This window comes from Janthinobacterium sp. GW821-FHT03C10 (assembly GCF_059420865.1).
The window spans coordinates 361,078-374,413 of the sequence record NZ_JBWKUN010000004.1 but is presented as its reverse complement, the minus strand read 5'-3'; the positions used below and the strand labels follow the sequence as shown (position 1 = coordinate 374,413).

Genomic DNA, 13,336 nt, shown 5'->3' with positions numbered 1-13,336 from the left:
TTGCTCCCCATGGTTGAACTGCCTATGGGAAGAGTACACGAATTGGGCCGTGGACAGCGTGCGCACAATACGCCGCCGCCCGGCAGCGGAATCAGCGCACGCGGCGCAGCGAGGAAATGCGGCGGTCGAGGCCACCGTGCAGGCGGCCGTAGCTGCCTGGCCCCATCACCACGCAGCGGCCACGGAAGTTGGCATCGACGCAGAATTCCCAGCGGCCGTAATTGACGACGATCGATTCGGCGCGGTCGTTGAAGCCATAGCGGCTCAAGTCGTGCACCTCGCGGTCCAGGCGCACGGGCCGGCCGCGCATGCCGGCGTCGGGGAACAGCAGCACGGCGCCATTCATGTCGGGACGGTGTCCGCCGCCGTGGCCGGGATAGCCGGGATGAGGACGCTCCGGCTCGGGACGCGGCGGGCGCGGTGGATACGGGCGGTGATCGCCGCCGCCATGGCCCGGGCGGCCCACTTCGCGCACGGAGGAAACGGCATCGTTCATGCCCGGCATGCTGTCGTAGCGGCCAGGCTGCAGCACGCGGCAATTGCCACGGTAATTGGCGTCCTTGCACACTTCCCAGGTGCCCGAGCGCACGATGATGCTCGAGGTCTTGTCGTTAAAGCCCATGCGCGACAGGTCGCCCGTGTCGGAGCGCAGGGTGACGGGGCGGCCGCGGAAACCGGCGTCCTGGAACAGCGTGATTTCGCCCGCCGATGCGGCGAGGGGGGCGAGGAAGGTGGCGGCGCACAACAGCGCGGGCCGGAAAGATCGAACCATGACAACTCCAATACTGAGACATTTTCGCCAGTGTAGTCCAGGCGACAGGCGGCGAGTGTAACAAAGGGCAAGCAAATGTCAGCGCACGGCAGCGAATGTAAAAACCGCCTGGCGGGATCAACCCGGCAGGCGGCCTGTCTGCACGACGTCAGGACGGGATCAGCGCACGCGGCGCAGCGAGGAAATCTGGTTTTCCATGCTGTTCAGACGGCCATATTCGCCCGGCCCGATCACTTCGCAGCGACCATGGAAGTTCGAATCGCTGCACACTTCCCACTGGCCCTCGTTGACGACGATGGACGAGGCGCGGTCATTGAAGTTGTAGCGCACCAGGTCTTCCGCATTGCGGTCCAGCGCCAGCGGTTCGCCGCGCATGCCCGCTTCGGGGAACAGCAGGACGGCGCCGCGCTGCTGGTATTGCGGCTGCTGGTATTGAGGATATTGCGGCTGGTCGTACTGCGGCCGCTGGTACTGATTATCGTACTGCTGCTGGCGGCGCGCTTCGCGCTCGTCGACCATGCGCGCCGACGAGACGCGCCCGTCGAGGCCGCGTCCCAGGTCGTCGTGGCGGCCAGGGCCGAAGATGCGGCACACGCCGTTGTAGTTCGAGTCGCTGCACAGCTGCCAGTAGCCGTTATAGACGACGATGCTGGTGGTGCGGTCGTTGAAACCGATACTGACGAAATCGTCCGTGTCGCGGTTCAGGCGCGCCGAGCCGCCATTCTGGCCCGCACCCGAATACACTTCCAGGGTGCCGCCACGGCCATAGCCGCCATGGCCCCGGTCCGGATCGCGTCCCGGGCGTCCCGGATTGTTGCCATCGCCTCGCCCCGACTCGCGCACCGAACTGATGGCGTCGTTCATGCCCGGCATCGAACGGTATTCGCCCGGCCCCAGGGTGCGGCAATTGCCGCGAAAACCAGCATCGGTACACACATCCCAGGTACCCGAACGCACCAGGATGCTCGATACCTTGTCGTTAAAGCCCATGCGCGACAAATCGTCCGTCGTCTCGCGCAGGTTCACCGCGCGGCCACGCAGATCGACGTCCTCGAACAAGGTGATATCGCCCGCATGGGCGGCCGCATGGGCCCCCAGCGATAGCAGCAAGGTGGCCGCGCATGCCAGCGTGTGTTTGAAAGGGCCCGTCATGATTAACTCCATTCTTCATTCTTTGGTGATGATTTGCCTGGCGGTTGCGCCAGGATGCTAGTGTAACAAATACAAGGCCACGCGGAAGGCCCCATCACGCGCTCAGTACAGGCGGCGCAGCGAGGAAATACGCTTGTCAAACGTCGTGTTCAGCACTTCATACTTGCCCGGCCCCATGCGCTCGCAGCTGCCGTTGAACTGCGAGTCCGTGCAGACTTCCCAGGTGCCTTCGTTGATGGCGAGGGATGCGGCCTGGTCGTTGAAGTTCAGGCGCACCAGGTCGCTGACGTCGCGGTTCACCTGCAGCCCGGGCCCCTTCAGGAAAGCGCGGCCATACAGCACCACCAGGCCCTCGTCATTTTGCGGACGGTTCTCCTCGCGCGGATCGACCAGGCGCGCCGACGACACGCGTCCGTTCAGGCTGCCCAGGTCATCGTGGCTGCCAGGCCCGAACACGCGGCAGCTGCCACGGTAGTTGGAATCGCTGCACAGCTGCCAGTAGCCGTACTCGACGCGCGCGCTGCTGGCGCGGTCGTTGAAGCTGATGTCAACCAGGTCGTCGCGGTCCGAGTTCACGCCGGCCGACGCACCGCGCTGGCCGCCATCGGCGAACAGCTCCAGCGCCGCGCGGCGGCCACCGCCGCTACCGCCGCTCCCCTGCCCCGTGCCGACTTCGCGCACGGAGGAAATCTTATCGTTCATGCCCGGCATCGAGCGGTAGTCGCCCCGTTCCAGGGTCTTGCAATCGCCCTTGAAATCGGCATGCGTGCACACTTCCCAGCTGCCCGAATCGACCTGGATGCTCGAGACGGTGTCATTGAAATTGACGCGCGACAAGTCGTCCGTCGTGTCACGCAAGACGACTACGCGCCCCTTGAAATTATCATCGGTATACAGGCGGATCTCGCCGGCCTGCGCCGCGAGGTGGACAAACAGCGAACTGGCACACAGCAGAGCAAAGGCGAGCGGGCGATTCATGGGGCGGTCTCCGGTGGTGGCAAAGGTAAGTGATCGACATGACAACTGATGTCAGTGTAGCCATCCGCAGAAAAAACGGTGTAACAAAGTATGGGAAAAGCACAATAAATTGTTACCAAAAGCAATAACAAGCCCCTGCGGGCCTGTTATTGCCACTTCGCGTACCGCCTGCCCGGCGTCAGCGCACTTCGCGCACCGACGAGATGCGGTTGCTCATGCGTTCCAGGCTCGCGTACTCGCCCGGCGCCAAGGTGCGGCAGCGGCCACGGAAGCCCACGTCCTCGCACACTTCCCAATAGCCGGAGCGCACGCGCACGCTTTGCACCGTGTCATTGAAGTCGCGCTCGCGCAAATCGGCCGAAGCGTTGCTCACGCTCAAGCTGCGGCCGGCGAAATCGTCGCGCGTATAGAAGGTCAGCTCGCCGCCCAGCGAGCGCCCGGGCAAATGGCCGCGCTCGCGGTCACGGTCACGGTCACGGCGGTCGTCCCAGTCGCGCCCCCGGTCGCGGTCACCGTCACGGTCGCGGCCCCGATGGCCGTCCCAGCCGCCGCGCACTTCGCGCAGTGACGTGATCTTGTTGGCGCGGCCATCGAGCGACGGGTACTCGCCCGTCTCCAGCAGGAAGCAGGCGCCGCGGAAATCGGCTTCCTCGCACGCCTCCCAGCGGCCCGAGCGCACGCGGATGCTTTGCGTCGTGTCGTTGAAACGCAGATCTTCGAGGTCGGCGACGGCATCGCGCACGGTCTGCGAGCGGCCGTGATAATCGTCGCGCGAATACAGGGTCAGTTCGCCGGCGCCGGCCAGTTCGGCCGTCATGGCGGCGCCCAGCAACAGGGCGCAGTTCAAGGCTTTCTTCAACATGGTCTTGCTCCATAGTCAGGATATTGCGGTTGACTATTTGGTCATTTTGCCAAATAGAGCGCGCAGTCTATCCGCGACTGGCCCACTTAGCTGTAACAAATGATTACCGTGCAGGCCGCTGGGGGGGGCCACGGCGGACAAGCAGGGCGAATGCCGGTAGAATCTTGTGTTTAGTCAAGCTTGCAGACCATGCCACACACTACCTCGTTCACCCTGCCCGCCATCCGCACTGAAGTCTCGTCGCTGTGGAAACTGGCCTGGCCCATCCTGATCGGCCAGCTGGCCACCGTCGGCATGGGCGCGGCCGACGTGGCGATGACGGGGCACACGAATCCCGAGGAACTGGCGGCCGTGTCGCTGGGCGCGGCCATCTGGTCCATCGTACTGGTGACGGTGAGCGGCATCATGATGGCGATCAATACCCTCGTGGCGCATGAAATCGGCGCCGCGCGCCACGACCGGGTGCCGCACATCGTGCGCCAGTCGCTGTGGAAGGCGCTGCTGGTCGGCCTGGTGGCCTGCCTGCTGACGAACATGGCGGCGCTGGTATTCGACCACCTGATGCTGGAACCGGCCGTGGCCGCCAAGGCCAAGCTGTTCGTGCACATCATCAGCTGCGCGTTGCCGCCGTTCGCCGCCTACCGCGCGCTGTACGGCTACAGCACCAGCATCAACCAGACCAAGCCCGTGATGGTCATCGCGCTGGCCGCGCTGGCGCTGAACATTCTCGTCAACTACCTGCTGATCTACGGCCACTGGGGCATGCCGAAGCTGGGCGGCGTGGGCTGCGCCGTGGCCACCACCTGCTGCGTGTGGATGATGCTGCTGGCCATGCTGGCGTGGATCCGGATCGCGCCCGCCTACCGCGCCACGTATCCATTCACGCACTGGGAATGGCCGCAGTTGTCGTCCATCGGCCCCATGCTGCGCCTGGGCCTGCCCATCGGCGTCACGTATTTTGCCGAAGTGAGCGCGTTTGGCGTCATCAGCCTGCTGGTGGCGCGCTTCGGCGTGATCCAGGTGTCGGCGCACCAGATCGCCCTCAATTTCTCGTCCGTCGTCTTCATGGTGCCGCTCACCTTCGGCATCGCGCTCGTCACGCGCGTGGGCCATGCCGTGGGCGAAGCCAATCTGCGCCGCGCGCGCTTCATTTCCTGGGTGGGCGTGGCCATGTCGCTGACGGCGGCCATCGTCTCGGCCACCGTCATCACCATCTTCCGCCACCAGATCGCGCAAGCCTACACGTCCGACCCGCAGGTGCAGGAACTGTGCGCGCAGCTGCTGCTGTTCGCCGCCCTGTTCCAGCTGTCCGACGCGACGCAGGTGGCCACTTCCTGCGCCATCCGCGGCTACAAGGTGACGCGCCAGCCGATGCTGATCCAGCTGCTGGCCTTCTGGGGCTTCTCGCTGCCGATCGGCTATGTGCTGGGCCTGGCGCCGCAAGGCTTCATCTGGTCGCCGGCCGAACCGATGGCCGCCGCCGGCTTCTGGATCGGCCTGGTCACGGGCCTGACGGTGGCCGCCGTGCTGCTGACCTGGTACTTGAACCGTTTGTCGCTGCAGCGCCTGCGCGCAGCCTGAGACAAGGAGCACCCCATGCCGCAACCACGCCCCTTCAGGCAAGTCGATGTCTTCAGCAGCGTGCCGTTCCTCGGCAATCCGCTGGCCGTGGTGCTCGACGCGAATGGCCTCGACGACGCGCAGATGCAGGCCATCGCGCGCTGGACGGGCCTGTCGGAAACCACCTTCGTGCTGGCGCCGCGCGACCCGGCGGCCGATTACCGCGTGCGGATTTTTTCGCCCGAGATGGAATTCCCGTTTGCCGGCCACCCGACCCTGGGCACGGCGCACGCCCTGCTCGATGCGGGCATGCGGCCCAAGGGCACGCGCATCGTGCAGGAATGCGGCGTCGGCCTGGTACAGATAGAACGGGGCGCCGGCGGCATGCTGGCGTTCCAGGCGCCGCCCTGCGCCACGCGCGCGCTCGCCCCGGCGCTGCTGCCGCTGCTGCAAACAGCGCTGGGCGGAGAACTGGCCGCGGGCGCCACCGTCGCCGACATGGGCATCCGCTGGCTGTGCGTGCCGCTGGCAAGCGCCGCCGCCTGCCTGGCCGTGCGCGCCGACATCGCCGCGCTGACGCCATTGCTGGCCGCCGCCGGCGCCGACGGCCTGGCGCTGTACGGCCCGCACGCCGCCGGCGGACCGGCCGACTACGAAGTGCGCGCGCTGCTCAGCGAACACGGCGCGCTGGTGGAAGACCCCGTCACGGGCAGCGCCAACGCCTGTATCGCGCAGCTGCTGGCGGGCAGCGACTACACGGTCCGCCAGGGCACCTGCCTGCAGCGCGACGGCCGCGTGTCCGTCAGTTTCCGCGCTGGTCACGCCTGGATAGGCGGCGCATGCCTGACCGTGATCGAAGGGTCGATATTGGCTTGAACGGGGCAAAGCGCCATGGAATGGGCGGCTGCTGGATATTTTTGACGAAGGAAATACGGCCAGCAACGGTTTATTCCGTGGCTGGCGCTATCGCATAAACACGCATGCTCTGGTATCGTCTTACGCTTAGGCAACGCTCAAGCTCGCCTGTACATGCAGTGCCCTTCTTCTTCCAACTACCGAGACATCCATGCGTTTTATTCTTTGTTTTCTGGCCGCGATGGCCAGCGTTCCCGCATCGGCTGAAAAGCTGACCCTGGAACGCATCCACGCCGATCCGGCGCTGGCCGGCCCCGGCGTGCGCAACCTGAAAGTCTCGCCCGACGGCGAGCGCGTCACCTTCCTGCGCGGCCGCGCCGACAACCAGTTCCAGCTCGACCTGTGGGAATTCAAGCTGAAGGACAAGAGCACGCACCGCCTGGTCGACTCGAAGGCGCTGGTGCCGAATGAAACGATTTCGCCCGAAGAGCAGGCGCGCCGCGAACGCGAGCGCACGGCCAGCCTGAACGGCATTCTCAGCTACAGCTGGTCGCCGGACGGCAAGCAGTTGCTGGTGCCGCTGGCCGGCAATCTGTACCTGGTCGACGCGGCCCACCCGGACAAGGCGCGCCTGGTCGCCAAGGGCAATGTGCTCGATCCGAAAATCTCGCCGAAAGGCCGCTACGTGTCGTTCGTGCGCGACCAGAACATCCATGTGATCGACCTGAAGTCGGGCCAGGAACGCCAGCTGACCACCGACGGCAAGGGCACGATCCGCAACGGCGAAGCCGAATTCGTGGCGCAGGAAGAAATGGGCCAGCGCACCGGCTACTACTGGGCGCCCGACGATTCCGCCATCGCCTATAAACGCTACGACGAAGCGCCCGTGCCCGTCGTGCGCCGCTTTGAAATCTTCGCCGACCGCACCGACGTCGTGGAACAGCGCTACCCGGCCGCGGGCGACCCGAACGTGCTGGTGCAGCTGCTGATCGTCTCGCCGGAAACGGGCGTGCAGCGCCGGGTGGACCTGGGCACGAACCCGGACATCTACCTGGTGCGCGCCGACTGGAGCGCGGACGGCAAATCGCTCGTCTACCAGCGCCAGTCGCGCGACCAGAAGACGCTGGACCTGGTCGCCGTCGACGCGGCGACCCTGGCGCAGCGCACCCTGCTGACGGAAACATCGACAACCTGGGTCAGCATCCATGACGACCTGCGCTTCCTGTCCAACGGCACCTTCCTGTGGTCGTCCGAGCGCACGGGCCGCAACCATCTGTACCTGTACGACATGGGCGGCAAGCTGCTGCACCCCGTCACTTCCGGCGCATGGGGCATCGACAGCGTGCTGGCCGTGAACCAGAAGACCGGTAAAGTGTTCGTCGCGTCGAACCGAGACGCCGTGATCGACAAGCAGACCTACGCCCTGGCCCTCGACGGCAGCACGGCCGACAAGCCGCAGCGCGTGACGAAAGCGGACGGCTGGCACGACACGACGTTCTCGCGCAATGGCGAAGTCTTCGTCGACACGTATTCCGACCCGGCCACGCCGCCGCAAGTGAGCATCCGCCGCCCGGACGGCGCCATGGTGGGCTGGCTGGAAGAAAACGCGCTCAACGCCAGCCACCCCTACTTCAAATACAAGGCCGACCACCTGCCGACCGAGTACGGCACCCTGAAGGCCAACGATGGCCAGACCCTGCACTATTCGATCGTCAAGCCGTCGAACTTCGATGCGGGCAAGCGCTATCCCGTCTACCTGTCGACGTACGGTGGCCCGCACTCGCAGCACGTGGCTCGCCGCTGGGGCAACAACTTCGACCAGTACATGGCGCAGCAGGGTTTTGTCGTCTTCCGCCTCGATAACCGGGGTTCGTCGCGCCGCGAGCGCGCGTTCACGGACGCCATCTATCACAAGCTGGGCGCGGCCGAAGTGGCGGACCAGTTGGTCGGCATCGACTGGCTGGGCAAGCAAAGCTTCGTCGATCCTAAACGCATCGGCGTGTTCGGCTGGAGCTACGGCGGCTTCATGACCCTGCGTTTGCTGTCGGCAGCGTCCGACAAGATCGCCATGGGCGTTTCGGTGGCGCCCGTGACCGACTGGTCGCTGTACGACACCCATTACACGGAGCAATTCCTCGGCATGCCAAAGGAAAACGTGGACGGCTACAAGGCCAGCACCGTGTTCGCCCACCTCGACGGCCTGAAGTCGCCGCTGCTGCTGGTGCATGGCATGGCCGACGACAACGTCTTGTTCAGCAACAGCACGCGCCTGATCGACGCACTGGTCAACCGCGGCGTGCAGTTTGACCTGATGACGTATCCTGGCGCCAAGCACGGCATCTCGTCGCGCGCGGGCCAGCGCCACGTGTACAAGAAAATCGAGCTGTTCTTCAAGCAGAACCTGATGAAGCCAGCACAGTAAGCTTGCGCTGCATCAAATAAAAAACCGCCGCCTGTCTCGCGACAGGCGGCGGTTTTTTATACTGGAGCAGAAATTATGGCTTGCGCGTGACAGTTTCCACCGCCTCTTTCACATCGCCAACCTTCTTCTGCACTTTGCCTTCGACCTGGTTTGCCAGGCCCTTGGCTTGCTGTTCTTCGCTGCCGACGACTTTGCCAGCGGCTTCCTGGATTTTACCGCCAACTTCCTTCAGTTTACCTTCGACTTGATCTTTGTTCATGATGGATCCTCACTGTAGTTGGTACATCTGTTGTCCAGCCCGACAAGGGCCGGTACTGCGGCTCACACGCTGCTTGTTGCGTGTCGATGTGTCCATAGTACGCAGTGGGGATCAAAGGCTCTGTACGGTTCCTAACACAGTGCCAACATCGTCGATCAGGCCGTCAAATCCTTGCGCCACACGGTGGCCAGCCACGGCTGCTGTTCGCGCGGCAAGCCGGGCGGGCGGTAGTACTGTTCGACCAGGCTGAAACCGGCCGCCTGCACGTACGCGGCCCAGCTCGCTTCGTCGTGGTAGCTGCCGTAGCGCGCGCCATTCCAGCCTTCCTGGTTCTGCCCGCGCGGATTCGAGCTGAACAGCACGCCGCCCTCCTTCAGGCATGCGTGCAGGGCGCGCAGCACGCCGGGCAAGGCGGCGCTGGGCACGTGGAACAGCACGGCATTCGCGAACACGCCGTCGAAATGCGCAGCCGGCAGGTCGAGGTCGACGAAATCCTGCTGCCACACGGTGCAGCCGCTGTAGGCGCGCGCCATCTCGACGAAACGGGGGCAGCCATCGACGCCCGTCGCGTGGTGGCCCAGGGCCGTGAACGCTTTCAGGTCGCGGCCGGGGCCGCAGCCCAGGTCGAGGATGGCCAGCGGCGCCGGCTGGCCGATGGCGTTCAGCAGCGCAGCGATGTTCTGGCTGACGTCGTGGTCGCGCGTGCCTTCGAAAAACTGCTCGGCACTGGCATCGTAGTGGGCCAGGGTGCGGCCCGTGATGGCGTGGATGGGGTCTTGCTGGTCGTGCGGCGGGGTCGGTTTCATGGCGGTCCTGTCGATATGTTCCGCCATTTTACGGTGCCGGCGCGTCGGGCGTCCGGCACCGTCCATGATTACCAGACGCGCACGCGCTGTTCCGGCGCCAGGTACAGCTGCTGCCCCGGCTGGACGTCGAAGGCCGGATACCAGGCGTCGAGGTTGCGCACGGTGGCGGCGCGGTATTGCGCCGGCGCATGGCCATCCGTGAGGATTTGCTGGCGCGCCGCCGCTTCGCGCGCCTTGCTGCGCCAGCTGACGCCGTAGCCGATGAAGAACGCGCGGTCCGCGTCCGGCTGCGCCGGCTTGCCCTGCTGCGACAGGGTGAACGCGTCATAGGCGGCCGCCACGCCGGCCAGGTCGGCCAGGTTTTCGCTCAGGGTCAGCTGGCCATTCACGGCCAGGTCGGGGAACGGTTTGTAGGCGGCGAACTGTTCCACCAAGCGCTTCGATGCCGACTGGAAATGCGCCAGGTCGGCCGGCGTCCACCAGTCGCGCAGCTTGCCCTGAGCGTCGAATTGCGCGCCCTGGTCGTCGAAGCTGTGGCTGATCTCGTGGCCGATGGTGGCGCCGATGCCGCCATAGTTGGCCGCATCGGACGCTTGCGGGTCGAAGAATGGCGGCTGCAGGATGGCGGCCGGAAAGTTCAGTGCATTTTGCAGCGGCAAGTTGACGGCATTGACCAGCTGCGCCGGCATGGCCCAGGCCTTGCGGTCGGGCGACTGGCCCAGCTTGGCCAGCTCCTGCCGGTAATGAAACTGTTCCGCCCGCTGCACATTGCCCAACGCATCGCCGCGCACCACGCGCAAGCCCGCATAGTTTTCCCACCGTTCCGGGTAGCCCACGCCCACGTACAGGGTCTTGAGTTTTTCCTGCGCCTGCGCCTTGGTGGCCGGCGCCATCCAGTCCAGCTTGTCGATGCGGCGCGAGAAGGCGGCGACGATATTCGTCACCATGTCTTGCACGCGGGCTTTCGATTCAGGCGGGAAATAGCGTTCCACGTACAGCTTGCCGACGGCGTCGCTGAGGGCCGCATTCGTCGCGGCCAGCGCCCGCTTGCTGCGCGGCGACTGCTGCGGCGTGCCGCTCAGGGCGCTGCCATAGAAGGCGAAGCGCTGATCGGCGGCCGCTTTCGGCAAGACGGTGCTGAAATGGTTGATCGCGTGGAAGGCCAGGAAATCCTTCCAGGTGGCCAGCGGCACGCTCGCCACCAGTGCGGCGCTGCCCGTCATGGCCGTCGGATGCCAGACGATGAAATCCGTCTGCCGGCCCAGCCCTGCCGCTTCGAAGAAGGCTTTCCAGTCGAGTCCCGGCGCCTTGCTGGCGAAGTCGGCGGCGCGCCACGCATTATTGCCCTTGGCGACATCGGCCGAATCCTCGCGGCTGGCGTGACTGGCGGCAATTTGTTGTTCCAGCGCAAACACGCGCGCGGCGCGGGCCGGCGCATCGCGGTAGCCGGCCTGCTGGAGCATGGCGGCGATATGCGCCTGGTAGCCCGCGCGCAAGCCCTGCATGCGCGCGCTGTCGCTCTGGTAGAACGCGCGGTCGGGCAAGCCCAGTCCGCCCTGCAGCAGGTAGGCCACGTTGCGCGTGGTGTCGTTCAAGTCTTGCGCCACCCACAGGCCGAACAGGTTTTCCGTATAAAAATTGGTGGCGTTGAGCGGGTCGACGTCGGCGCGCAGGCTCTCGCCCAGCGCGCGGGCCAGCCCTGCCCGATCGCGTATGCCGTCGATCTTCCTGAGCAGCGGCTTGATCGGCGCCCAGCCTTTCGCTTCGATAGCCGCTTCATCCATCCAGGACCGGTAAAAATCGCTGACCTGGCGCGCCGATGCATCGGCCTGCGGCGCCGCCGCCAAGCCTTCGACGAGGCCGATGATGCGCTCGTTGGTGGCGTTGGCGAGGATGGCGAACGAGCCCCAGCTGCTGCGGTCGGCAGGGATCTCCGTGCTGCGCAGCCAGTCGCCATTCACGTAATCGTAGAAATCATCGCCGGGCAAGACCTGCGCGGCAGCGGGGGCGGCGGCGCTGGCGGCCGCTTGCTGTCCATGCGCCTGGGCAGGAAAACCGGTCAGCGAAACGCCGGCCAGGGCGAGGGCGATGGCAGCCTGGACTGGTGTCCGGGACCAGGGAAAACGCAAACCGTGCATGGCGATCCTTTCGATGTAATAGCCAAAATCATACCCTGAAAACCCTGCCTTTTTGGGCAAAAAACCGTCCCGGAACTTTTTTGCATGCGGACAAAAAAACGGCATATAGTGGCACGACTGCACGCCGTACCGCGCGAACGCCAAGGAGATTGCCATGCAACTGGAAGCGCTGTTCCAGCATCCCCACGCCCTGCCTGCCGCCCCGAAGATCGTCGATGAACTGGTGCGCAGTTTCGACAATCCTGCCATCGCCACCGAAGACATCGCGCGCCAGCTGGGAGCGGACCCGGCCTTGAGCGCCAAGCTGCTGCGGCTGGCCAACTCGGCCTATTACCACGTCTCGCGCAGCATCGGCACGGTGGAAGACGCCGTGCTGATGCTCGGTTTTGTTACCGTGCGCACCCTCGTCATCAGTTCCGGCCTGGTCAGCGGTTTCAAGGGCGTGCCGGGATTGAATTTGCCGCAGTTCTGGCGCTACAGCCTGCACAGCGCCGTATCGGCCCGCTGGATCGCCAGGCAGACGGGCGACAACCAGGACCTGGCCTTCACCATCGGCATGATGCATGCGATCGGACAACTGGTGATCCATGCCGCCATGCCCGAGCAAGCCATGCAGCTCGACAAGATTGCCCCGCCGCTCGACGCGCGCCGCCTCGACGCGGAACGGGTATCGCTGGGCTACGATTTTGCGCAGGTGGGCGCCGAACTGGCGCGCCGCTGGAAATTTCCGCCCGCCTTTGCCGAGGCCATCGCCGCCTTTCCCGCTCCGCTGGCCAAGGCGCCGTTGAACCGCCTGGCCGCCATCATCCACCTGGCCGCCTGGCGCGCGCGCATCGAGGAAAATGCCTTGAGCAATGAAGAAATCATCGCCTGCTATCCCAACGAGGTGGCCGAAGCGCTCGGTTTGCCGCCGTCTGTGCTGGTCGACAGGATGCCGCCGCCGGCCGAACTGAGCGCGGGACTGGAAGAACTCGTCAAATAAATCCACCGCTGCCGGCAACGTCACCCCTGCATCCATGCGGGTTTGCGGACGATGCCGGCGGCCAGCCAGAAAACATCCAAATTATTTTCACTTTTTTTCAAAAACACCCTCAAGTTCCCGTTGGACCCGCCGTTAATCTGGACAAGCGGTAATCCATTCACTAGTTACGGGTGTGCTCATGACCTCCAACGACGTTCTCTCGATGTATGAAAATATTGCAGGAATGACCAATAAAATGGTCGTGGCCGCACGTTCGAGCGACTGGAATGACTTGGATGCCCTGGAAAACCAGTGCGCCAGCGCCGCCAGCGCAACCATGGCGGGCAAGGTACCTGCCCTGGCCGGCGCCTCGCGCCTGCGCAAGATCGACTTGCTCAAGCAAATCCTGGCCAATGACCGCGAAATCCGCGCCATCACGGAACCGTGGATGACGCAGCTGTCGAACGCCATGCCAGGTTCGCGCGCCCGCATGTAAGCCAAGAGGCAGGCAAGTCGCCGCGCCAGAAACGACAAAAGCACCCGAGGGTGCTTTTTTTACGTCTGCCGCCTT

Annotated in this window: 12 protein-coding genes; 5 read left to right on the top strand and 7 right to left on the bottom strand. The window is 64.9% G+C overall.

Annotated elements, in window-relative coordinates; translation table 11 throughout:
- Positions 1–91 precede the first annotated feature (91 nt).
- The 4 genes from AC07VH_RS15915 to AC07VH_RS15900 form a co-directional block, all read right to left on the bottom strand.
- Positions 92–772 carry a beta/gamma crystallin family protein gene (locus AC07VH_RS15915; RefSeq protein WP_475417452.1) on the bottom strand — a complete coding sequence of 227 codons (681 nt, stop codon included), beginning with the start codon at positions 770–772 and terminating at the stop codon, positions 92–94.
- Positions 773–931: 159 nt separating this feature from the next.
- On the bottom strand, positions 932–1,924 hold the full coding sequence (locus AC07VH_RS15910; protein WP_475417451.1) for a beta/gamma crystallin family protein: 993 nt from the start codon (positions 1,922–1,924) through the stop codon (positions 932–934).
- Between the two features lie 102 nt (positions 1,925–2,026).
- Positions 2,027–2,902, bottom strand: coding sequence for a beta/gamma crystallin family protein (locus tag AC07VH_RS15905; RefSeq protein WP_475417450.1), 876 nt, complete (start codon positions 2,900–2,902; stop codon positions 2,027–2,029).
- A 178-nt stretch (positions 2,903–3,080) separates the two neighbouring features.
- Complete coding sequence (locus AC07VH_RS15900; RefSeq protein WP_494788638.1) at positions 3,081–3,764, bottom strand: beta/gamma-crystallin; 684 nt, start codon at positions 3,762–3,764, stop codon at positions 3,081–3,083.
- A 189-nt stretch (positions 3,765–3,953) separates the two neighbouring features.
- Here AC07VH_RS15900 and AC07VH_RS15895 point away from each other — a divergent pair, with 189 nt between their 5' ends.
- From AC07VH_RS15895 to AC07VH_RS15885, 3 genes are all read left to right on the top strand, one after another.
- Complete coding sequence (locus tag AC07VH_RS15895) at positions 3,954–5,345, top strand: MATE family efflux transporter (protein ID WP_475417448.1); 1,392 nt, start codon at positions 3,954–3,956, stop codon at positions 5,343–5,345.
- 15 nt (positions 5,346–5,360) lie between these two features.
- Positions 5,361–6,200, top strand: a complete 840-nt coding sequence (locus tag AC07VH_RS15890) for a PhzF family phenazine biosynthesis protein (protein ID WP_494788637.1) — start codon at positions 5,361–5,363, stop codon at positions 6,198–6,200.
- A 190-nt stretch (positions 6,201–6,390) separates the two neighbouring features.
- On the top strand, positions 6,391–8,601 hold the full coding sequence (locus AC07VH_RS15885) for a S9 family peptidase (protein WP_494788636.1): 2,211 nt from the start codon (positions 6,391–6,393) through the stop codon (positions 8,599–8,601).
- Positions 8,602–8,674: 73 nt separating this feature from the next.
- On the opposite strand, the gene AC07VH_RS15880 is transcribed toward AC07VH_RS15885, so the two are convergent.
- The 3 genes from AC07VH_RS15880 to AC07VH_RS15870 all read right to left on the bottom strand — a co-directional run bounded on the left by AC07VH_RS15880 (position 8,675) and on the right by AC07VH_RS15870 (position 11,804).
- Positions 8,675–8,860 (bottom strand): CsbD family protein, encoded by a 186-nt coding sequence (locus AC07VH_RS15880; RefSeq protein WP_071324957.1) that lies wholly within the window; start codon positions 8,858–8,860, stop codon positions 8,675–8,677.
- A 155-nt stretch (positions 8,861–9,015) separates the two neighbouring features.
- A complete protein-coding gene (locus AC07VH_RS15875; RefSeq protein ID WP_494788635.1) occupies positions 9,016–9,666 on the bottom strand; it encodes a class I SAM-dependent methyltransferase in 651 nt (216 codons plus the stop codon).
- 68 nt (positions 9,667–9,734) lie between these two features.
- The gene (locus tag AC07VH_RS15870; RefSeq protein WP_494788634.1) at positions 9,735–11,804 is read right to left on the bottom strand and encodes a M13 family metallopeptidase; all 2,070 of its coding nucleotides are present in this window, start codon (positions 11,802–11,804) and stop codon (positions 9,735–9,737) included.
- Between the two features lie 154 nt (positions 11,805–11,958).
- On the opposite strand from AC07VH_RS15870, the gene AC07VH_RS15865 reads away from it, so the two are divergent.
- Both AC07VH_RS15865 and AC07VH_RS15860 read left to right on the top strand, forming a co-directional pair.
- Positions 11,959–12,786: an HDOD domain-containing protein gene (locus tag AC07VH_RS15865; RefSeq protein WP_494788633.1), complete on the top strand. Its 828-nt coding sequence runs from the start codon at positions 11,959–11,961 to the stop codon at positions 12,784–12,786.
- A 178-nt stretch (positions 12,787–12,964) separates the two neighbouring features.
- Positions 12,965–13,261 carry a flagellar protein FliT gene (locus tag AC07VH_RS15860; RefSeq protein ID WP_475417442.1) on the top strand — a complete coding sequence of 99 codons (297 nt, stop codon included), beginning with the start codon at positions 12,965–12,967 and terminating at the stop codon, positions 13,259–13,261.
- Positions 13,262–13,336: the final 75 nt, after the last annotated feature.